Below are 21,811 nucleotides of genomic sequence, written 5' to 3'. Positions count from 1 at the left end.
CCCGCGCACCTGTCTAAATCCTGTATAACGTTGTAATACTTTACAGATTTACCTGACAGAATTTTCACAATTGGATGACCTGACGCTGACACGCCGCTGCTTAAGGTGGCGTCATCAGAACTCAGGAGTCCAGATGATGGCCGGCCCGATCAAGCTCGATTTTTCCGAAAAGTACGACGACCAACACGCACAACGCTACCTGCGCAAGCACAAGGAGAGCCTTGGCCGCCGCCTGTCGCACTTGCGCGACGAGCAATTGGGGCGCAAGGCTCTGGCGCTCGCGGGGGATCCCGGTCTGGTGCTGGATTTACCCTGCGGTGCCGGGCGCTTCTGGCCAATGCTCGCGGAAAAGCCCAATCGGGTGATCATCGGTGCGGACAATTCCGAGTCGATGATCAAGACCGCGCTGCAAGGGCAACCGGCCGATGTGGTCAAGCGTGTACAACCGCTGCACACCTCGGCGTTCGATATTGCTCTGCCGGATAACGCGGTCGACAGCATCTTCTGCATGCGCCTTCTTCACCATATTGGTGAAGCCGAGCACCGTAAGGTGATCCTGCGTGAATTCGAGCGGGTTACCCGTGACAGCGTGATTGTTTCATTGTGGGTGGACGGCAACTTCAAGGCGTGGAAGCGCAAACGCGCCGAGCTCGACCGGCCGAATCGTGACTACCAGAATCGCTTTCTGATTCCGGCCGCGACAATTGAGAAAGAATTTGAACAGGCGGGTTTCCGCATTCAGGAACAACTGGACTTTATACCGCTCTATGCGATGTGGCGGGTTTACGTATTACGCAAGAGGTAGAGATGGCAGTGCAAGCAGCAGTTGAAGCGAGTGTCGCTCCACAGGATGGTTTCGATTATTACTGGGCCCAGCGTGGCGAATGGGTTGAAGAGCCCAACGTGCGCCGCGGTGGCGAAAGTGGTGTGCAGCGCATCGTCGGCCGTGACGGCCAGTTGCTGTATGCCAAGCGTCAGACCGGACACATCTATCGCAGCTGGTTGCACCCGTTCGGTCGCCCGACCGTATTGCGTGAGCTCGATGCGCTGACCGGGGTAAGCAAACTCGGTGTACGTGTTCCGCAAATCGTCTTCTGCGGCGCTCAGCCGGATCCGCAGCATAAATGGCGCGCACTGCTCGTCACCAAATCGCTCGATGGTTTCCAGGAGCTGGAACACTGGCTGGCCGCCGCGGGTGGTCGCGATCAATGTGGCGACGTGGTTTACGAGCGCGTGCTCAAGGACCTGGCCGAGAACCTGGCGCGCATGCACAAAGGCCGCTGGCAGCACAGCTGCATCTATATCAAGCATGTTTTCGTGCGGGTGAGCGGTGAAGGCGAAGCGGCGCAGGTTGAAGTCGCGTTGATCGACCTGGAGAAATGCCGCCAGCGCCTGACGGCATATAGCGCAGCGCAGCACGACATGAAGCAATTGCGTCGCCATTCGTCGTTCCGCGATGCCGACTGGAAAAAACTCGTCTACTTTTATGAGACGGCGTTTGGCAGCGCTATCAAAGGTTTATAGCGATGAAACTCGAAATTGCACGAGGTTTGTTCCTGGTCGGGGCCTTGGCAGTTGCTTCACTGGCGGTGGCTGCCTGGGAGCAGCCGCGCATGCAGGTCATAGGAGCGTCCGGGAACGACGCTCATTGTTCGGTTCCACGGGTGGCGAAAGCCTCCGTGGCGACCCAGCCCGATCATGATTTGCTGTTGTTCATGTTCGGACTGTCTCAGGGAATGAGGCCAGCCAGTTGAAACGATTGAAGCCCAAATAAAAGGCCTCGCAGTTGCGAGGCCTTTTTTTTGCCGAAATCTTGATGGATATAGGTGCATCCCTGTGGGAGCGAGCCTGCTCGCGAATGCGCTGGTTCAGCTGCATTGATGTCGACTGACACACCTTCGCGAGCAGGCTTGCTCCCACAGGATGATGCGTGTTATTTGCGATCCGGTTTCGCCAGGAAGGTGTAAACGCACGGCAGCACGAACAACGTAAACAACGTGCCAATCGACATCCCCGTGGCAATCACCATGCCTATATCAAAGCGGCTTACGGCGCCCGCACCGGTCGCCAGAATCAGCGGCACCATGCCGAACACCATTGCTGCGGTAGTCATCAGCACCGGGCGCAAGCGAATCGCCGCTGCTTCCTCGACAGCTTCACGGGCGCTCAGGCCCTTGTCCTTGCGCAACTGGTTGGCGAATTCGACGATCAGGATGCCGTGCTTGCTGATCAGGCCGATCAGCGTCACCAGCCCGACCTGGGTGTAGATGTTCATGCTCGACCAGCCGAGGAACAGCGGAATCAACGCGCCGCAGATCGACAGCGGTACGGTCACCAGAATCACCAGCGGATCACGAAAGCTTTCGAACTGCGCAGCCAGCACCAGAAAGATGATCGCCAGCGCCAGGGCAAAAGTGACCCACAACGCGCTGCCTTCCTGCACGTACTGCCGCGAGGCGCCGCCGTAGTCGAAGGCAAATCCGGCCGGTGCTTCCTCGCGGGCGATCTGCAGTACCGTGTCGATGGCTTCGCCCATGCTTACCAGCGGGAAACCGGAAATCTTCGCCGCGTTGAGCTGCTGGAACTGATTGAGCTGACGCGGCCTTGCGCGGTCACTGACCTTGATCAGGGTCGACAGCGGCAGCAACTCGCCCTGAGTGTTTTTCACGTAGTAATTGTTCAGCCAGTCCGGGTTGTCGCGGTAGGCCCGTTCGACCTGGGCGATGACCTTGTAGCTGCGCCCGTCGAGGGTGAAGCGGTTGATCTCCGCCTCGCCGAGCAAGGTCGCCAGCGTGCCGCCAAGATCGAGCATCGACACGCCCATCTGCGCAGCCTTGTCGCGGTCGATATCGACCACCACTTCCGGCTTGTCGAACGCCAGATCGAGGTCGACGAAGGCGAACTTGCCCGACTCCATCGCGCGCTTCTCGATGCGCTCGGCGACTTGCAGCAGCAGCTCGTAGTCATTGGCGGTGTTGACCACGAATTCGAACGGCAAGCCTTCACCGGTGCCGGGCAGGGAGGGCAGGTTGAAACCGAAGATCTGCAAGCCGGGAATGCTCTCCAGTTTGCTCTGCACCTCGGGGAGGATTTCCATCTGCGTGCGGTTGCGTTCGTTCCATGGCTTGAGCAGGAAACCGCCGATACCGGCCTGCACGCCGTTGTAGCCGTTGATCTGGAACGACGAGTAGTACTCGGGAAACTCCTTGAAGATGGTGATGAATTCGTCGGTGTAGGTGCTCAGGTAGTCGAGGTTGGTCGGCTGTGGTGCGCTGGCCATCATGAAAATGATGCCCTGGTCTTCGTCCGGCGCCAGTTCCGACTTGGTGAACTTGAGAAACACCGGAATCAGGCACAGCACGATCACCGCAAACACCAGCACCACCGGCCGGGTATTGAGCGTGCCGTGCAGCATGCTTTGATAACGGCGCTTGAGGCCTTCGAAGACCCGGTCGAGGCGATGGGCGAGTCCGCTGGGATTCTCTTCGTGACGCAACAGAAACGCGCACATCATCGGCGACAGGGTCAGGGCGACGACGCCGGAAATCACCACCGCACCGGCCAGGGTCAAGGCGAACTCCTTGAACAACGCCCCGGTCAGCCCGGTAAGGAATCCGATCGGCGCATACACCGCCGCCAGGGTGATGGTCATCGACACCACCGGCATGGCAATTTCCCGCGCGCCTTCCAGCGCTGCATCGAACGGCGTCTTGCCTTCTTCGATGTGCCGGTGGATGTTTTCCACCACGACGATCGCATCGTCCACCACCAGACCGATGGCCAGCACCATTGCCAGCAGCGTCAGCAGGTTCATCGAGTAACCCATCATCTGCATGAAGAACATCACGCCGATCATCGACAGCGGGATGGTCACCACCGGGATCACCACCGAGCGCAATGCGCCGAGGAACAGGAACACCACGACGATGACGATCAGTACCGCTTCGAACAGGGTTTTCACCACCTCATCGATCGAGGCTTGAATGAACAGTGTGGCGTCGTAGGCGATTTCGCTTTTCAGGTTCGGCGGCAGCTGTGCTTCAAGCTCGGGCATCAGCTTGCGGACTTCCTTGATCACGTCCAGCGGGTTGGCGCCGGGGGTGGCCTTGATGCCGATGTATACCGACGGGGTGCCGCCGAACGAGCTGATCGAGTCGTAGTTTTCCGCGCCCATTTCCACCCGCGCGACATCGCGCAGCAACACACGGCTGTCGCCATCGACCTTGAGCGGAATCGCCGCGAAGGCTTCGGCGGATTTCAGTTCGGTGTTGGCGTTGATGCTGGTGACGGTGTACTCGCCTTTCACTTCGCCGGCGGCGGAGAGGAAGTTGTACTGACGCACCGCAGCGGTCACGTCAGCGGCGCTGAGGCCGAAGCCGGCGAGTTTCACCGGGTCGAGCCACAGGCGCATGGCGAACACCTGATTGCCAAGGATCTCCGCTTCGGCCATGCCCGGCAGCGTCGCCAGTTTCGGCTGGATCACCCGTGACAGGTAATCGGTGATCTGCGGATTGCTCAGGTCCTTGCTGAAAAAACTGATGTACATCAGCGCCGAGGCGTCGGCGGATTCCTTGCTCAGCACCGGGTCTTCAGCGTCCTGCGGCAGTTTGTTCTTGACCTCGTTGGCCTTGGCCAGCAACTCGGTGAACAAGCGGTCGGTATTGGCACCGATGCGCGCGTAAATCGAAATCACCGAGAAGTTCTGCCGACTGACCGAGGTCATGTAGTCGATGCCCTCGGCGCTGGCCAGGCTCTGTTGCATCGGTTGGGTGATGTAGCCCTGAATGGTTTCGGCGTTGGCCCCGGGATAGGCCGTGGTCACCGTGATCAGGGCGTTTTCCATTTGTGGGTACTGGCGCAGCGGCAGCTTGCTCCAGGCCTGAAAGCCCAGCAGCACAATCAGCAGGCTGACCACGGTGGCGAGCACCGGGCGGCGGATGAACGGATCGGTAAAAGCCATGGAGATTCCTTGATCAGTCGGCGCGAGGCGGACTGTTCTGCTCGCCGAGGGTCTTGTCGTCGCTGATGGCAATAGAGGCACCGTTGTCCAGTTTGATCTGGCCAGCCGTCACTACCTGTTCGCCGCTCTGCACGCCCTTGTTGATCATCACCAGGCCATCGCGGCGTTCACCGGTCTCGACAAAACGTCGTTCGGCGATCAGCAGCGGTTGGCCGTTGTCGTCCTTGGCGACGCTGCCGTCCTCAGCCTTCTTCTGCCCGACCACGTAAACCGAGTTGCCGTACAGGGTGTAGGTAATCGCGCTCTCCGGTACGACGATGTGCTTCTGCGGATCAGGCAGCAGCACCTCAAGGCTGGCGAACATGCCAGGCAGCAACTTGCCGTCGGGGTTGGCCAGCGTGGCGCGGACGAGGATGTTGCGCGTGGTGCTTTCGACGATTGGATTGATCGCGCTGATCTTGCCGACAAAGTTCTGTCCCGGATAAGCGGCGACGGTGAACTGCACGGGCTGGCCGATAGCGAGTTTCGGCACCGCTTGTTCCGGTACGTAGAAGTCGGCGTAGAGGCTGCTCAAGTCTTGCAGCGTGGCGATTTTGGTGCCACTGGCGAGGTAGTCGCCGACGTCGACCTGACGGATGCCGATGGTGCCGCTGAATGGCGCGACGATGCGTTTCTTCGCCAGCGAAGCATTGAGCTGATTGACCGTGGCCTTGTTCTTTTGCAGCACGGCGGAGAGGCGGTCGAATTCGCCTTTGGAGATCGCGCGGCTGTCGACCAGTTGCGCGCCACGGCCGAAGTCCAGTTGCGCCAGGCCGAGATCGGCGCGGGCGGTTTCCAGCAAGGCGGTTTCCACGGCGCTGTCGAGTTGCAACAGCGGTTGCCCGGCCTTGACCTTCTGCCCGGATTCGAATTTGAGTTCAGTGACGGTGCCGGCGACTTCCAGACTCAAGTCGACACCTTGCAATGCCTTGAGCGAACCGACAGTGGGCAAACGCATCTGCCACGGCTGTTCGCCGGCCGTGGCCACGGCGACGCTGATGGGTGGTTTCGGTTTGGAAAAGCCCTGGATCATCGTGTAGATCGAAAAGGCCTTGTATCCGCCCAGCACCAGGACGATCAGCAACACAACACCCAACATGATCAGCATGCGGCGACGCAGCATATGTCCAGTTCCTTGGATTAAATCATGAGACAGGCGGGCACATTACTCCGAGTACAGGGGGGATTCCAACTGGCAGTTATTACAGGTGCTGCACACCGGAATCCATGTTGCGAGGGAGCTTGCTCCCGCTGAGGCGCGAAGCGGCTGCTCTTTTTGTGCAAAAGCAGGGCCTGCTGCGCAGTCCAGCGGGAGCAAGCTCCCTCGCCACAGGGGGTGTTTGGGCATTTGGGAGGGGTGGTCTCTGTTTTGGTCTTCGCTGTTCAGCAGTGCCCCCGCCCCTGAGCCGAACGATGACTGTGGCGAGGGAGCTTGCTCCCGCTCGGGGGCGCAGCCGCCGCGAATCCGCTGTGCTCGGTGTATTTGAAAAAAACGGTTTGCCGGGTTTGGGTCTGCTGCGCAGTCCAGCGGGAGCAAGCTCCCTCGCCACAGGGGTGTTTGGGCATTTGGGAGGGATGGTCTCTGTTTTGGTCTTCGCTGTTCAGCAGTGCCCCCGCCCCTGAGCCGAATGATGAGTGTGGCGAGGGAGCTTGCTCCCGCTCGGGGGCGCAGCCGCCGCGAATCCGCTGTGCTCGGTGTATCTGAAAAAACCGGTTTGCCGGGTTTGGGTCTGCTGCGCAGTCCAGCGGGAGCAAGCTCCCTCGCCACAAATTGGGTGGTGCCTAGGCCATCAGGTGCAGATGGTTGTCCCAGAGCCCCGCCGGCAATTCCAGCGGCTTGGCCAGCAGTTGTGCCTGACGGCAATCGTAGTAGCGGCAGCGGCCCTGACCCGAGGTCACGACAAAACCATCCTTCACCGCTCCAACGCCGGCGCAATCAGGCAAAGGCGCATCGAGGCGCAGTTCGCCGCTGTCCAGATCCCAGATAAAGAAGCGATTGCCACGCGGTGCAGTCAATGCGACCAGGCGCAAATCGCTGTGCACCGCGACGCTAGCGGTGTAATGCCCCATCGCCTGCAACTGCGGTTCTGCGACCGGGAACGCCACGAACGGTTGCCCCGGCCGCTTGATCGCCAGCAACTCCGAACGCTCGTGGGACGCGCCCATGAATTGCTGGCCGGCGACGATGGTGCCGTCGCTGGCGATGCCCAGGTGGCGCACGCTGTTCATCTGCTGGGCGAGGGTTTCCTTGCTCAGCAATGTGCCGTCGCGCTGCATCAGCACCAGGCTCGGTTCCATGGCGTTGAGGTTCATGTCGACGCGGCTTTCCGCCTCGGTGCGAATGCCGCCGTTGGCCACCACCAGGGTCTCGCCGTCGGGCATCCACGACACCTGATGCGGGCCGAGGCCATGGGTGGAAATCTCGCCCGTGTGCACCAGCCGCTCGCCTTCGAACCTGTACACGCCGAGCAGGCCACGGCCGGGATCGGACGTGTCGTTCTCGGTGGCGTACAGGTACTCGCCGTCCTTGTGCACCACGGCGTGGCCGTAGAAGTGCCGGTTCGGCTGCGAAGTCACGGTCTGCAGCAACTTGCCGTCGCGCAGATCGATCAGGTAACTCTCGGTGCCTGGACGCCGCGCGACGAACAGCGCCAGCGGCTGCGTCGGGTGGTTGATGATGTCATGGCAACGCTGACCGACGTGGGTGGCGAACACCCGCGTGCCATCGAGCCGATAACCGACGGCGTAATGCTTGCCGTCGCTGTCATCGCGCGCCGACAACAGCAACGGGCTCTGATCCTTGCGTTTGAACAGCGTCCAGCCGCCCAGCGTCACTGCTCCGAGCAGTGCACTACCTAAAGTCAGAACCTGACGTCGCAGCATGGCACTCGCCCTCATCAGTCACCGTCGTTGGCATTGAAGCCCAGTTGGATGCCCAGCGCCTTGGCCAGCTCGCCTTCATGCAGGCGATGGACGACGTTGAGGCTGTCGTAGATATCGTTGAGTTGCTGGCGACCGGCGTCGTCTTCGAGCATTTCGCCAAGCGAGCGCTGAGTGCTGTCGAACAGCTTCAGCGAGGCGGCGTATGCGGCGTCGATCTTGTCCGCTAAGGGTTTCTGCTCGGCTGGCAACAGACCGCGCAGGCCTTTGTTGTCGACGCCTTCCCAAACGGTTTTGGCCGCCGCGAGGCTGGCTTCCAGTGCGGTCAGCGACGACTGGCTGCGCCACGCATCAGCCTGGAACGGCTGCGGCACGCCCTTGCTCTGACGGCCCATCGGCGTACCGAGTTTTTTCTTCAGGGTGTCCAGTGCAGTCACTTGGACGCGCAGCAGATCGGCGATTGCCTCGTGGGAGTCGGCGTAGCGCTGGTTGGGGAATTTGCTCATCTGCGCGAGCATGCCGTCGGTGTTGTTCCAGCCCTGCAGGATTTCTTCGGCCAGTTGCTTCTGGCGTTCGCCGATGGCGATCAGCAGCGGGCAGTATTTGGCTTTCTGCGCATCGTTGGCGACATCAGGCTTGGCGTCGAAGAGGATGTATTCGTAAGCCGACAGGCCTTGCACGACGACGCTGGATTTGGCCAGCGCAGCGGCATCAATCTGCGGCTGGGCGACGACCAATTGCTCGACCTGACGGCCGACGAGATTTTTCTTGTCCGGCCAGAACTGCACTTGCCACGAACGATTACCCTCGGCCAGCGGACCGATCAGCAGCGGTTGCAGCTCGGCCCAGGCTTTCTGCGCGTGGAGGAAATCAGCGCGGGCGGTTTCCAGGCTTTCCTTGCCCTGGCAGTAGGCGAGGGCGCTGACCGCCAGTTGCCGGTCGGCTTCGACCCAGCGGGTGTAGGTCGGCAGGATCACCGATTTGGCGATCGCCGCCGAGGTGACCGCTTGCGGATCCTGCGGCGAGCAGGCGCCGAGGGCGAGCGCGGCAAGGCTGGTGAACAGTAACTTGGGACGGAACATGTCGGGCTCCCGATGCTTTTTCAGTATTTAAAGTGAGTTCAGAAACGCCAGCAACGCAGCGCGCTGCTCGGCATTGAAAGACAAAACCTGTTGCTGCGCAGCCGTCGCTTCCCCGCCATGCCAGAGCACCGCTTCGAGCAGGTTGCGAGCGCGGCCGTCGTGCAAAAACTGCGTGTGGCCACTGACCGCTTGCGTCAGGCCGATGCCCCACAGCGGCGGCGTGCGCCAGTCGCGGCCGGAGGCCTGAAATTCCGTGCGGTTGTCCGCCAGGCCGTCGCCCATGTCGTGCAGGAGCAAATCGCTGTACGGACGAATCACTTGATTGGCCAGCTCAGGTTCGGCGGCGTTGGCGGCGGTGGTGTATTTGGGCGTGTGGCACGACTGGCAACCGGCCTGGAAAAACAGGTTCTTGCCGGCCAACACCTGTGGGTCATTGACGCCACGGCGCGCCGGCACTGCCAGATTGCGACTGTAAAACAGCACCAGGCGCAGAATGTTGTCGCTGACTTCCGGTTCGCCGTCCGGGCCATTGCCGTTCGGCGCCTGTTTGCAGGCGGTCTGCGCCTCGGTGCAGTCGTCGAAAGGCCGCAGGCCGGTGGTCAGGCCCATGTCACCGGAGAACGCGTGAACATTCTGCTGGTTGAGATTCGGCTGCCCGGCTTTCCAGCCGAACCGGCCGATCACGGTTTTCTGCAACTGGTCATCCCAAACCCGGTTGGGCCGGCCATTGATGCCGTTGTTCTCTTTCGCCTGGGCGGCGGCGTTGGCGAGGATCGCCTCTTCGGGGATCGCTTCGAGCAGGCCCAGACCAATCATCGGCGGCGCCACCCGCGCGGAGAAACGCGTGTCCGGATGCATCGGGCCGTAACCGAGTTGAGTGATCTGCAGGGTCGGTTTGCGCAACTCCACTTCCGTGCCGTCCTTGAACCGTACGGGCACTGGCGTGTAGTCGACGCGCACCTTGCCTTCCGGAGCGACGCCGGGCACAGCCATGTCCTGGAACTGCCCGCCATACACCGGCTCCGGCACCACGCCGAGCTGTTCGATGACTTTGGCGTAGGGCGGCGCGTCGGGAATCGACAGGCGCACCAGCATCGACACCGCATTGGTCGCATCAGGTGCCGGCGGATGACCGCGACCGTCCTTGATGTGGCAGTTCTGGCAGGCGTTGGTATTGAAAAGCGGACCGAGGCCGTCGCGCGCTGTGGTGGTCGACGGCGCAATCACCCACGGGCTGCGGAAGAAGCTGTTGCCGACACTGAAATCCACCCGCCGCGACGGCGGCAGGTTGGCCGATGGCAGGGAGAACGCGTTCTGATCGCTCTTGCGCACAGTCGCCGCACCGCCCGAACGCGCTTCACCCGGCTCGGCCGCGGTGAAACGCGGGGCGTCATCGCAGGCACTCAGGCCCAGGGCCAGCAACAGTGCGGACAAGCGAAGCGGCAACGACGGCATCAGACATCCTGCAAACGGACGAAAACAAAGGCGCAAAGTCTAACAGGGCGGGGGAGTTTGAATAAGAGGAATTATCGTTTGCTTGATATCACGCAAGCCGTGAAGCGGATGCCAACACTGTGGGAGCGAGCCTGCTCGCGAAAGCGACGCCCGACGCGCTGAAAATGCCGCGCCGGATAAAGCCTTCGCGAGCAGGCTCGCTCCCACAGGGACAGCGGTGTGCCAGGTATGAAAAAGGCGACCCCGAAGGTCGCCTCTTTTTGACGCGGACGCGGTGATCAGAACTCGTGATCGGCGTTGTCCGGGTTCAGGTCGCTGATGCCGAGTTTGCCGGCGGCGGCTTCGATCGAACCGGTCTGCTTGACCAGTGCGGCGATGGCGTCGCGAACAACCTGGTTGCCCGCGGTATTGCCGGCAGCGATCAACTGGTCGTAGTGCTCACCCTTGTTGGCGTGATCGACCATGACCTGGATCTTCGCTTCGGTCGCGGCCAGATCGGCTTTCAGCGCGGTGTCGGCGGCCGGGTCGGCCTTGGCCACCAGCGACGACAGGCTGGCGCCGGTCAGTTTGGTGCCGTCAACACGGGTGTACTCGCCCAGGTACACGTTACGCACGCCTTTGGCGTCGTAGAAGTGCGAGTAGTGGGTGTTGTCGCTGAAGCAATCCTGCTCGTCTTCAGGGGAGTTGGCCTCCAGGGAAACCTTCATGCGCTCGCCCGCCAGTTCACCCAGGGACAGGCTGCCCATGCCGAAGAGCATTTTGCGCAGGCCGGCTTCGCCTGGCTCGGCTTCCAGCGTGGCGCGGTAATTGTCGGCCACGTTCGGCTTCCAGTTGCCGACCATTTCTTCCAGATCGCTGACCAGCAGTTGGGTCACGGCTTTCAGGTAGGCACGACGACGCTCGTTGTGGCCGCCGGTGGCGCCGGCGCCTTCCAGGTAGTCGGAGGCAGGACGGTTGCCAGCACCTGGGCCGGTGCCGTTCAGATCCTGGCCCCAGAGCAGGAATTCGATGGCGTGGTAGCCAGTGGCGACGTTGGCTTCGGAACCGCCCAGCTCGTTGAGGCTGGCGAGTTTTTCCGGAGTGATTTCTTTCACGTCGACCTTGTCTTCGCCGACCTGAACTTCGGTGTTGGCGATGATGTTGGCAGTAGCGCCCGGGTTACCCAGCGCGTGCTCGTAGGTTTTGTCGACATAGTCGATCAGGCCTTCGTCCAGTGGCCAGGCGTTAACCTGACCTTCCCAATCGTCAATGATGGTGTTGCCGAAACGGAACACTTCGCTTTGCAGGTATGGCACGCGCGCGGCGACCCAGGCAGCCTTGGCGGCTTTCAGGGTGTCGGCGTTCGGCTTGGCGAGGAACGCGTCGACGGCGGTTTGCAGGGTTTTCGCGGTGGATTCGGCATCGCTGTAAACGGCGAAGACCATGTCGGCGTAGTGCGCGACCACAGCCTTGGCGGCGGCATCGTCAACTTTACCGGCAGCAGGAGCAGGTGCAGCGGCCGGCGCCGGGGCTGGAGCAGCGCTGCTGGAAGCCGGAGTCATTTCGGAGGCTTTTTCTTTGTCCTTGCCTTCGCCGCAACCGGCGAGGGAAATAGCGATGGCCAGCAGACTGGCGGTAGCCAGAGGCATACGAATCATGGCGAACATCCTGCTTCGGTAGTTGAGTGGACTGGCGCCGGGGGCGCGCAAAACTGCGACATAATGCAAATCTTTCGCATTATGTGTAAAGGCGTGCTTGGAAATATTTCTTATTTGCGCAAGAAGATCAAAAGATCGCAGCTCGTTTCACTGTGGGAGCTGACGAGTGCAACGAGGCTGCGATCTTTTGATCTTTGAGGCTGCGATCTTTGATCTTTAAAGAATCGCCGCGTTACTGCGTTGCGCCTGCTTGAGGTAAATACCCAGCTCGCGCGCCGGCAGCGGTTTGCTGTAGTGGTAGCCCTGACCTTCGTGGCAACCCTCGGAGATGATGTAGGTTTCCTGCTCGGCGGTTTCCACGCCCTCGGCAATCACCTGCATGCCCAGGCTCTTGCCCAGTTGAATGATCGCGCGAACGATGGTCGCGTCATCGTCGTCATCGAGCAGATCCTGGACGAAGCTCTTGTCGATCTTGATCTTGTCCAGCGGCAGGCTTTTCAGATAGCTGAGGGATGAATAGCCGGTGCCGAAGTCGTCGATCGCGATCAGCGCACCGGAGCGGCGCAGGCTGAGCAGATGCTGTGCGGCGGTGGTGATGTCTTCCATCAGGCCGGTTTCGGTGACTTCCAGTTCCAGGCTGCGCGGCGGCAGGCGGTACATCTGCAGCAGGTTGTTGACTACCCGCGGCAGCTCGGCGTGGTGCAGTTGCACCGTCGACAGATTGACCGCCATGCGCAGATCGACGAACCCCTGATCATGCCACTCGCGCAATTGTTTGCAGGCCTGATCGAGCACCCACTCGCCGATGGCGATGATCGTGCCGTTCTGTTCGGCCAGCGGAATGAACAGGTCCGGCGGCACCAGGCCGTGTTCGGGGTGCTGCCAGCGAATCAGCGCTTCGACGCCGACCACGCGGTGGTCGCGATAGCTGATCTGCGGCTGGTAGACGAGGTAGAACTGATCGCGGATCAGCGCGTCACGCAGGTCTTTTTCCAGCTCGCGACGGCGGCGCATCTCGCTGTCGACGCTGGCGATGTAGAACTGATAACGATTGCGCGAGCGGGTCTTGGCCAGGGTCATGGTCTGCTCGGCTTTCTGCAACAGCTTCTCGGTGCTGTCGCCGTCTTCCGGAAACAGGGTGATGCCGATGGTCGCGCGCAGGCGGATTTCCTGATCGTCGAGGGCGAAGGGCGCCTCGAGGTCATCGAGAATGCTTTGCGCCAGTTCCGCTGCTTCGTAAGGCTGTTCAATGTCGGCCTGCACCAGCGCGAACTGATCACCGCCGAGGCGGGCGAGGGCGCCGAGGCGACCGCTGTGGGCGCGCAAGCGATCGGCCAGGGCCAGCAGCAACTGGTCGCCGGTCTGGTAGCTGAATTGTTCGTTGATGCCTTTGAAGTCATCCAGTCCGACGCACAACACGGCGACGCGGCGCTGCAATTTGCCGGCATCGACGAGAATCTTGTCCAGTTGCTGTTGCAATTGCTGGCGGTTCGGCAGACCGGTGAGGAAGTCGTACTGGGCCATGCGCAGCAGGCTGTTTTCCGCTTCGTGGCGCAGGTGGGTGTTGCGCTCGATGGACTCGAGCAACTGGTTGGCGGTATTGATCCACAGGCCCAGCTCGTTTTTTTCGTGGCCCTTGAGCTGCGGAATCTTGTGCTCGCTGGGACGGTCCGGATTGATCTCGGTGAGGTGTTCGATGATCCGCGACAACGGTTTGGTCAGCAGCCAGTGATAGACCAGATACAGCACCAGCCCTAACGCCAGGGCGCGCAGCACGCCGGAGATGAAAATGATCACTGAGCTGACGATGAACCCTTCGCCATAGGTCGCGGTGTCGAGGGTGATGCTCAGGTCGCCGTAGTATTCGCTGTAGGGACCGCGGCCGACCAGTTGCGTGGTGAAGGTGCGTTCCTGGCCGAGAATCAGATCGGTGAGCCAACGGCTGTTGGAATGCTGCAACTCGCGGGACTTCTGCGCGAGCATCGCTTCATTGGGGTGGCCGATGGAGGCCTGGCGCACGGCGTCGTCCTGGAACAGCCCCTCGATCACCTGCATGCCCATTTCCCGGTCCAGGCTGTAGACCGCCTGAGTCGAAGGATCGCGGAACATGTCGAGGATGCGCTCGGCGTCGCCGGCGACGGCCTGACGGGTCTTGTAGGCATCGAAGACAATCTGCGCGCAGCTCAAGACTACGCCTACGATCAATGCCGACAGGAGCACGACCCGGAGCAACTTCACCGACAAGCTGTTCTTGAGTTCCAGCTTCAAAGGGTTATTCCTTGTTCCGTGCGGGTAGCGTCAAGTTGCCATGAGTATTGGCAATCCCGGGTTGGCAGTCAAAGGGACAATCAGGCACGGGAAAATTCGCCGGTATCCTGGCCGCCATGTGGTCATTTGAGTAATAGCTCTGAATCAACTGTGTCGGTTGCAAATGCCCGCAACTTGAGCACCGGGTCAAAGATTTTTTCCTGTCTCTTATGGTAGTCGGCTATGAGCTCGCGGCAAACGGCGCGAAGCTGCTTTTGCCGTGCGACAAACGCCATGCGCCGGGCATAAAAAAACCCGGCCGAAGCCGGGTTTCCTGTCTGGCGTGCAGCTTAGGCGGTGAAGGTCTTGCCTTCGAACTGCTCGGCCACGAACTTCCAGTTGACCAGGTTCCAGAACGCTTCAACGTACTTCGGACGCAGGTTGCGGTAGTCGATGTAGTAAGCGTGTTCCCAGACGTCGCAGGTCAGCAGCGGGGTGTCGCCGCTGGTCAGCGGGTTGCCGGCGCCGATGGTGCTGGCCAGGGCCAGGGAACCGTCAGCCTTTTTCACCAGCCAGCCCCAGCCGGAACCGAAGGTGCCGATCGAGGTTTTGCTGAATTCTTCCTTGAACTTGTCGAACGAACCGAACGCTGCGTTGATGGCATCTGCCAGTGCGCCGGTTGGCTGACCGCCGGCGTTTGGCGCCAGGCAGTTCCAGTAGAAGGTGTGGTTCCAGACCTGAGCGGCGTTGTTGAAGATGCCGCCCGAGGAAGTCTTGACGATCTCTTCCAGGGTCTTGCCTTCAAACTCGGTGCCTGGCACCAGGTTGTTCAGGTTCACGACGTAGGTGTTGTGGTGCTTGTCGTGGTGGAACTCCAGGGTTTCCTTGGAGATGTGCGGCTGCAGGGCATCGTGTGCGTAAGGCAGCGGCGGCAATTCGAAAGCCATGATGATTCTCCTAATCAGGTCTGTTGCGGTGAGCGCAAGGCCGATCACGGGCGGCCGGAAATGCACCGGCGAGTTTTTACTCTTTGCGGCGCAGGGTTCGGATCATAGCACCGGGGTCGCGCCTTAACCACGCAACAACTGTGTGGGATAGAGGTTCCAGAGCCCTCTGGATTAATTATCCAGCGATGACCAGTTGCGCGGCGACGGCGAACATCATCAACGCAACGACCAGATCGAGAATGCGCCAGGTGCTCGGCCGGGCCAGCCACGGTGCCAGCCATGCGGCGCCAAGAGCCAGGGTGAAAAACCATAGCAGCGAGGCACTCGCCGCGCCGACCACATAAGCGCCGGGCACCGATTGCTGCGCGCCCAGCGAGCCGATCAATAAAACCGTATCGAGATAAACGTGGGGATTGAGCAAGGTCACCGCCAACGCGCTGAGCATGACTGCGCGCAGCGAGCGCACGGTCTGGTTCTCGCCTTGCTCGAGGCTCTGCTTCGAGCAGGCCCGGCGCAGCGCCTGGCTGCCATACCAGATCAGAAATGTCGCGCCGCCCCAACGGGCGATCGCCAGCAGGGTCGGGTTCTGCGCCAGGATCGTTGCCAGGCCGAATACCCCGGCCGCCACCAGAATCGCATCACACACCACGCACAATGCCGCCACGGGCAAATGGTGTTCACGGCGCAGGCTCTGCGCCAATACAAACGCGTTCTGCGTGCCGATCGCCATGATCAGGCCGAACGCCACCAACAGGCCGTTTACATAGCTTTGCCACATGGGAGATATCCTTGAAAGAGAGTGCTTGCTGGCTATTCTCCGGTGTGTGCCTGTATAAGAAAAACCAATAGTGCTGATCGCCCATTAGGAAAACTGATGTTCGACTATAAATTGCTTTCCGCGCTGGCCGCCGTGGTCGAGCAGGCCGGATTCGATCGCGCCGCACAGGTGCTCGGCTTGTCGCAGTCGGCCATCTCCCAGCGCATCAAATTGCTCGAGGCGCGGGTCGGCCAGCCGGTGCTGGTGCGCGAAACACCGCCAGCGCCGACGGAAATCGGCCGGCGCTTGCTCAACCATGTGCAGCAGGTGCGTTTGCTCGAGCGCGACTTGCAGTCGGCGGTGCCGGCGTTGGACGAAGAAGGCCTGCCGGATCGCCTGCGCATCGCCCTCAACGCCGATAGCCTCGCCACCTGGTGGGCTGGGGCCGTTGGCGATTTCTGCGCTGAGCAACATTTGTTGCTCGATCTGATCGTCGAAGACCAGACCGTCGGCCTCAAGCGTATGCGTGCCGGTGAAGTCGCCGCGTGCCTGTGCGCCAGCGAGCGTCCGGTGGCTGGCGCACGCAGCGTATTGCTCGGCGCCATGCGCTATCGTGCTCTTGCCAGCCCGGCCTTCATCGCCCGGCATTTTCCCGATGGCGTGCGCGCCGAACAGCTGCCGCGCACTCCGGCGCTGGTATTCGGCCCGGACGATTTCCTCCAGCATCGTTATCTGGCGCTGTTGGGCGTCGACGGCGCGTTCGAGCACCATTTATGCCCGTCCTCCGAAGGCTTCATTCGCCTGACCGAAGCCGGCCTCGGCTGGGGTCTGGTGCCGGAACTGCAGGTGCGCGAACAATTGCAACGCGGCGTGCTGCGCGAATTGCTGCCAGATAAACCGATCGACGTGCCGCTGTACTGGCATCATTGGCGCAACGGCGGCCAGTTGCTGAACCTGCTCACCGAACAACTGCTGCGCTCCGCAAAGCAATGGCTAGTGGCCTGAGAGCAGCGGCAAGCGTCAAGCTGCAAGCTGCAAGTAAAGCGCTCGCGCACCGTTTCAACTTGCAGCTTGTAGCTTGAAGCTTGCAACTGTTCTCCTGGAGTTTTTTGATGAAGATTTTGGTTACCGGCGCCAGCGGCTTTATTGGCGGGCGGTTTGCGCGTTTCGCCCTGGAGCAGGGCCTTGAAGTGCGGGTCAACGGTCGCCGGGCCGAGAGCGTCGAGCACCTGGTGCGCCGCGGTGCGGAGTTTGTGCCGGGCGACCTGACCGACGCCGACCTGGTGCGCGACCTGTGCCGCGACGTCGAAGCGGTGGTGCATTGCGCCGGTGCCGTCGGCGTGTGGGGGCGTTATCAGGACTTTCATCACGGCAATGTCGAAGTCACTGAAAACGTCGTCGAAGCCTGCCTCAAGCAGCGGGTGCGGCGGCTGGTGCATCTGTCGTCGCCGTCGATCTATTTCGATGGTCGCGACCATCTCGGTCTGACCGAAGAGCAAGTGCCCAAGCGCTTCAAGCATGCCTACGCCGCGACCAAATATCTGGCCGAGCAAAAAGTCTTCGGTGCCCAGGAATTCGGTCTGGAAACCATCGCCCTGCGCCCGCGTTTTGTCACCGGCGCCGGTGACATGAGCATCTTCCCGCGCCTGTTGAAGATGCAGCGCAAGGGCCGTCTGGCGATCATCGGCAACGGCCTGAACAAGGTCGATTTCACCAGCGTGCAGAACCTCAACGAAGCCATGCTCAGCAGCCTGTTGGCCCAAGGTTCGGCGCTGGGCAAGGCCTACAACATCAGCAACGGTACGCCGGTGCCGCTGTGGGACGTGGTCAATTACGTGATGCGGCGGATGGAAGTCGATCAGGTGCGCAAATACCGCTCCTACGGTCTGGCCTACAGCGTCGCGGCGCTGAATGAAGGCGCGTGCATGCTCTGGCCCGGACGTCCGGAGCCGACCCTGTCGCGCTTGGGCATGCAAGTCATGAAGAAAAATTTCACCCTGGATATCAGCCGCGCCCGGCATTATCTCGACTACGACCCGAAAGTCAGCCTGTGGGCTGCCCTCGATGAGTTCTGTGCGTGGTGGAAAGCCCAGGACATCCGTTGAAACGATTCGGCCGGGCGGCAATGAACCGCCTTGCGGCTTGAGGGTCAATGCCTGCGGCTGCGGCGGTTATACTTCGCAGCATTTAGCCATCACCGCGTTTGCCAAAGGTTGCCTCAATGTCCATGCGAAATGATGCCCACGACGACGATTTCGATAACGTGCCAAGCCTGCGCGCCGATCCGTTCGACGATGATGACATCCCGCCCAGCCCCCGCACTTCCGTGCATTCGCGCAGCGCGCCAGTGGTCAAGGTCAAGGCCGCCAGCACCGGGCCGCTGTGGGCGCTGGTCGGCGCGTTGTTTTTCGCCTTCATCGGCCTGGCCTGGTGGAGCTTCCAGCAGATTTCGCTGATGGAGCAGCAACTGGTCGCCACCCAGGAAAGCTTTGCGCGCATCAGCGAAGAAGCGGCGGGGCGCCTGCAGGATATTTCCGGCAAGGTCGTCGCCAGCCAGAGCAACGTCAGCAGCGACAGCGAAGCGCTGAAGCTGCAGATCAAACAACTCGAAGGCAAGCTGCTCGACCAGAGCAAGCAGCAGCAAGGCGTCGCCGGTCAGGCCAGCGAGCTGGACAAGCGCCTGGCGCAGATGACCGCGCAGACCACCGAACAGCAGAACGCCAATACGCAATTGCAGGCGCAGGTCAAAGCCCTGAGTGCCGAGCTTGCGACCATCAAAAGCACGCCGGCCGATACCAGCAGGGTCGATGCGCAGTTGAAAACCTTCGACGCCCAGTTCAAAAGCCTCGGCGCCGATATCGCCGCGCTGAAGAAGCAGGGCAACCCGAGCGCGGCGATCGATCGTCTGGAGCAGGACATCGTGGTGTTGAAAAGTCAGCAGGACAACCGCCCGGCCGCGCCACAGGGTGGCGGCAATACCGCCGAGTTCGATGCGTTCCGCGCGCAGATGACCCGCAACCTGAATACCTTGCAGGCGCAGATCCAGAACCTGCAGCAGCAGATCAATTCCCGTCCGTAAGGTCGGTGAGCAAAATTTTCTGTGGCGAGGGAGCTTGCTCCCGCTGGAGTGCGAAGCGCTCCCACTGTTTCTCCAGCCAGTCCGATCCTTCAGGGCTGGCGACTGCTCCGCAGCCGAGCGGGAGCAAGCTCCCTCGCCACAAAAGCTGTGCAATGTTCAGAAACGCTCTGAATATCTCTACATGACCGCAAGCCGTCTACGCTCTTGAAACACCAAAAAGAACGAGGGATGCGCTATGGGGTTTTTGCATAAGGTGGCCTGGCTCGGCCTGCTGTTGTTGGCCGGTTTCGGCCAGGCCAGCGCCGCCACCGCCGCCAGGGATGACAGCCAGGCCGCTATCGCCCTGCTGGAAAAAGCCTTGGCCTATTACCACGACAATGGCGACAAGGCGTTCGCTGCGTTCAGCCGCCAAGGGGAGTTCGTCGACAAGGATCGCTACGTGTTCGTCCTCGACACCAACGGCGTCATGCTTGCCAGTGGCGGGCCGTCTTCGGCGCTGATCGGCCGCGATGTCAGCGAAGTGCTCGGGCCGGATCTGCAGAAGGCGTTCAAGGACGCGCTGAAGGTGCCGGAAGGCAACGGCATCCAGCAGGCCGAATACCGCTGGCAGAACTGGGCCGACGGCAAGGTCGAGCGCAAGCATGTGTTCTATCAGCGCGTCGGCCAGCGCATTCTTGCCGTCGGCTACTACTTGCCGCGGGCCTCTGCCGAGCAGGCCAAGGCTTTGCTGGACAAAGCCGCGACGGATCTGGGCACGGACGAGAAGGGCACGCTGACCGCGATCAACTCGCTCAAGGGTGGTTATCTGCAGGACGATCTGTATGTGTTCGTGGTCGATCTGAACAACCAGCGCTACGTCGCACACGGCACCAACCTGCGCTTGATCAACACTGATTTTGGCAAGGTCAAGGATCCGGAAGGAAAACCGGTGGGGGAGCCGATTCTGGCGCTGATCGGCAAGCAGGATGAAGGCGAATATGAATATCGCTGGAAAAACCCGGTGACCGGCAAGATCGAGGACAAGCATGCCTACCTGAAAAAGGTCGGGCATTTCCTCGTCGCGGTGGGTTACTACAGCCCTTGAAGATCAAAAGATCGCAGCCTTCGGCAGCTCCTACATGGGAATGGGTTCTTCTGTAGGAGCTGCCGAAGGCTGCGATCTTTGCTGTCAGCGGACGCCGTGTTCGCGTCCGCGCAGCAGGTTGTTCGGCATGGCAATCGCCGCTGCCAGCCCCAGCAGCGACACCGCGGTGCTGACCCAGAGCAAGTGGCGGAAGGTCACCAGCAGTTCCGCGCGCAAGGCGTTCTGCGCATCTCCGGGTGCTGCGTTCAAACCATCGAGCAGGACGTTGCCCGTGTGCCCCTCGCTGATCAGCGAACTGCTCGCCAGGTGGGCGAAGCTGGAGTCGTGCAGCAATGCCAGCAACAGTGCCGACATCAACGCCACGCCCACCGCACCGCCCAGTGAGCGGAACAGGTTGGTGGTGCTGGTGGCGACGCCGATGTCGCGTTGTTCCACTGAGTTTTGCGTACCGACCAGCGAGGTCGGGAACTGCATGCCGCCGGCAATACCGCTGAGCAACATGAACAACCCGCTGAGCAACGTCGCTTGCGGCGGACTGAAGGCCATGCCGAGAATCGAGATCGGCATCAGGATCGCCCCGGTGAGAATCTGCGGTTTGTAACGTCCGGTAATCGAGGTACGGCGACCGGCGAAATAGGCGCCGATCGGCAAGCCCATCGCCAATGGCAGCAAGTGCAACGCGGCGCTGTCGGCGCCCGCGCCGGTGACGCTTTGAAAGCGCAGCGGCATCAGCACGATCAGCGAGATGGCCTGGAAACTGGTGAAGAAAATCGTGCACCAGCACAGCAGGGCATTGCGGTTGGCGAACAGGTGCATCGGCAGCAACGGCTCGCGTGCCCGGCGCTCATGCCAGACGAACAACGCCAGTACGATCACGGCGCAGGCGAGCAGGCCGAGCACTTCGCTGCTGCGCCATGAATGGCCCTGGCCGACTTCGGTGATGCCGAGCAGTAACGCAGTCAGGCCGATGATCATCAGCACCGTGCCGAGATAATCGATCACCGGTTTGCGCTGCGGAATCGGCAACCCGCGCAGGTTGCGCCGCGCCACCCACCACGCGCCGAGGCCCAGCGGCAGGTTGATCAGAAACACCCAGCGCCACGACAGGTATTCGGTCATGTAACCACCGAGCACCGGGCCGGCGACGCTGGCCACGGCGTACATGCTGCTGAAGTACCCCTGATAGCGCCCGCGCTCACGCGGCGGGACGATGTCGCCGATGATCGCCTGACTCACCGAGATCATGCCGCCAGCGCCGATGCCCTGAAGAATGCGCGCCAGCACCAGCTGCTCCATGCTCTGCGCCATGCCGCAGAACAGCGAGGCGAGGGTGAACAGGCCCATGCCGAACAGCATCAGTTTGCGCCGTCCGTACAGATCGCCGAGCTTGCCGTAGATCGGCACCGCTACGGTCATCGCCACCATGTAGCCGGAAATCACCCAGGCCAGCAGGCTGACGTCCTTGAATTGCGCGGAGATCGCCGGCATCGACACGGCGACGATGGTCTGGTCCAGCGCACCGAGAAAAATCGCCATCATCAGGGCGACCAGCACGCTGCGAATGGCCGGTTTGGGCGTTTCAGGGTGATTGAGATTGGTCACGGGCGAGCCTGCGGGCATTGATTGACCCGCGCGGCCATCGCG

General features: G+C 61.3%; 17 protein-coding genes. 7 read left to right on the top strand and 10 right to left on the bottom strand.

Features of this window, described 5'->3' with window-relative positions:
* Positions 1-136: 136 nt before the first annotated feature.
* From GXB78_RS08315 to GXB78_RS08305, 3 genes are read left to right on the top strand one after another with little or no spacing between them, the layout of a single operon-like run.
* Positions 137-805: a class I SAM-dependent methyltransferase gene (locus tag GXB78_RS08315; RefSeq protein ID WP_329515067.1), complete on the top strand. Its 669-nt coding sequence runs from the start codon at positions 137-139 to the stop codon at positions 803-805.
* Positions 806-807: 2 nt separating this feature from the next.
* The gene (locus GXB78_RS08310) at positions 808-1,524 is read left to right on the top strand and encodes a lipopolysaccharide kinase InaA family protein (RefSeq protein ID WP_329515066.1); all 717 of its coding nucleotides are present in this window, start codon (positions 808-810) and stop codon (positions 1,522-1,524) included.
* A gap of 2 nt (positions 1,525-1,526) precedes the next feature.
* Positions 1,527-1,754, top strand: coding sequence for a hypothetical protein (locus GXB78_RS08305; RefSeq protein WP_016773424.1), 228 nt, complete (start codon positions 1,527-1,529; stop codon positions 1,752-1,754).
* A 179-nt stretch (positions 1,755-1,933) separates the two neighbouring features.
* Here GXB78_RS08305 and GXB78_RS08300 read toward each other — a convergent pair whose 3' ends face one another.
* The 9 genes from GXB78_RS08300 to GXB78_RS08260 all read right to left on the bottom strand — a co-directional run bounded on the left by GXB78_RS08300 (position 1,934) and on the right by GXB78_RS08260 (position 16,025).
* Positions 1,934-4,960 (bottom strand): multidrug efflux RND transporter permease subunit, encoded by a 3,027-nt coding sequence (locus GXB78_RS08300; RefSeq protein ID WP_329515065.1) that lies wholly within the window; start codon positions 4,958-4,960, stop codon positions 1,934-1,936.
* A gap of 13 nt (positions 4,961-4,973) precedes the next feature.
* Positions 4,974-6,122 (bottom strand): efflux RND transporter periplasmic adaptor subunit, encoded by a 1,149-nt coding sequence (locus GXB78_RS08295; RefSeq protein WP_329515064.1) that lies wholly within the window; start codon positions 6,120-6,122, stop codon positions 4,974-4,976.
* A 659-nt stretch (positions 6,123-6,781) separates the two neighbouring features.
* Positions 6,782-7,882 carry a DUF1513 domain-containing protein gene (locus tag GXB78_RS08290; RefSeq protein WP_329515063.1) on the bottom strand — a complete coding sequence of 367 codons (1,101 nt, stop codon included), beginning with the start codon at positions 7,880-7,882 and terminating at the stop codon, positions 6,782-6,784.
* Positions 7,883-7,896: 14 nt separating this feature from the next.
* On the bottom strand, positions 7,897-8,961 hold the full coding sequence (locus GXB78_RS08285) for an imelysin family protein (RefSeq protein ID WP_024014143.1): 1,065 nt from the start codon (positions 8,959-8,961) through the stop codon (positions 7,897-7,899).
* 27 nt (positions 8,962-8,988) lie between these two features.
* Positions 8,989-10,416: a di-heme oxidoreductase family protein gene (locus tag GXB78_RS08280; RefSeq protein WP_329515062.1), complete on the bottom strand. Its 1,428-nt coding sequence runs from the start codon at positions 10,414-10,416 to the stop codon at positions 8,989-8,991.
* Positions 10,417-10,694: 278 nt separating this feature from the next.
* Complete coding sequence (locus GXB78_RS08275; RefSeq protein ID WP_329515061.1) at positions 10,695-12,053, bottom strand: imelysin family protein; 1,359 nt, start codon at positions 12,051-12,053, stop codon at positions 10,695-10,697.
* A gap of 216 nt (positions 12,054-12,269) precedes the next feature.
* Positions 12,270-14,321, bottom strand: a complete 2,052-nt coding sequence (locus GXB78_RS08270; RefSeq protein ID WP_329515060.1) for a putative bifunctional diguanylate cyclase/phosphodiesterase — start codon at positions 14,319-14,321, stop codon at positions 12,270-12,272.
* Between the two features lie 329 nt (positions 14,322-14,650).
* A complete protein-coding gene (locus GXB78_RS08265; RefSeq protein ID WP_016773431.1) occupies positions 14,651-15,247 on the bottom strand; it encodes a superoxide dismutase in 597 nt (198 codons plus the stop codon).
* A gap of 175 nt (positions 15,248-15,422) precedes the next feature.
* The gene (locus GXB78_RS08260; protein WP_329515059.1) at positions 15,423-16,025 is read right to left on the bottom strand and encodes a LysE/ArgO family amino acid transporter; all 603 of its coding nucleotides are present in this window, start codon (positions 16,023-16,025) and stop codon (positions 15,423-15,425) included.
* 96 nt (positions 16,026-16,121) lie between these two features.
* Here GXB78_RS08260 and GXB78_RS08255 point away from each other — a divergent pair, with 96 nt between their 5' ends.
* From GXB78_RS08255 to GXB78_RS08240, 4 genes are all read left to right on the top strand, one after another.
* Positions 16,122-17,009 (top strand): LysR family transcriptional regulator ArgP, encoded by an 888-nt coding sequence (locus GXB78_RS08255; protein WP_329515058.1) that lies wholly within the window; start codon positions 16,122-16,124, stop codon positions 17,007-17,009.
* 107 nt (positions 17,010-17,116) lie between these two features.
* On the top strand, positions 17,117-18,109 hold the full coding sequence (locus tag GXB78_RS08250) for an NAD-dependent epimerase/dehydratase family protein (RefSeq protein ID WP_329515057.1): 993 nt from the start codon (positions 17,117-17,119) through the stop codon (positions 18,107-18,109).
* Between the two features lie 116 nt (positions 18,110-18,225).
* Complete coding sequence (locus GXB78_RS08245; RefSeq protein ID WP_329515056.1) at positions 18,226-19,083, top strand: ATPase; 858 nt, start codon at positions 18,226-18,228, stop codon at positions 19,081-19,083.
* Between the two features lie 235 nt (positions 19,084-19,318).
* Positions 19,319-20,167 carry a cache domain-containing protein gene (locus GXB78_RS08240; protein ID WP_329515055.1) on the top strand — a complete coding sequence of 283 codons (849 nt, stop codon included), beginning with the start codon at positions 19,319-19,321 and terminating at the stop codon, positions 20,165-20,167.
* A gap of 84 nt (positions 20,168-20,251) precedes the next feature.
* Here GXB78_RS08240 and GXB78_RS08235 read toward each other — a convergent pair whose 3' ends face one another.
* Entirely contained in the window at positions 20,252-21,769 is a 1,518-nt protein-coding gene (locus GXB78_RS08235; RefSeq protein ID WP_329515054.1) for an MDR family MFS transporter, read from the bottom strand.
* Between the last annotated feature and the right edge of the window lie 42 nt (positions 21,770-21,811).

It is taken from the genome of Pseudomonas moraviensis subsp. stanleyae, from assembly GCF_036283065.1.
GTDB classification, from domain to species: domain Bacteria; phylum Pseudomonadota; class Gammaproteobacteria; order Pseudomonadales; family Pseudomonadaceae; genus Aquipseudomonas; species Aquipseudomonas stanleyae.
This window is presented reverse-complemented; position numbering and strand designations above follow the sequence as displayed.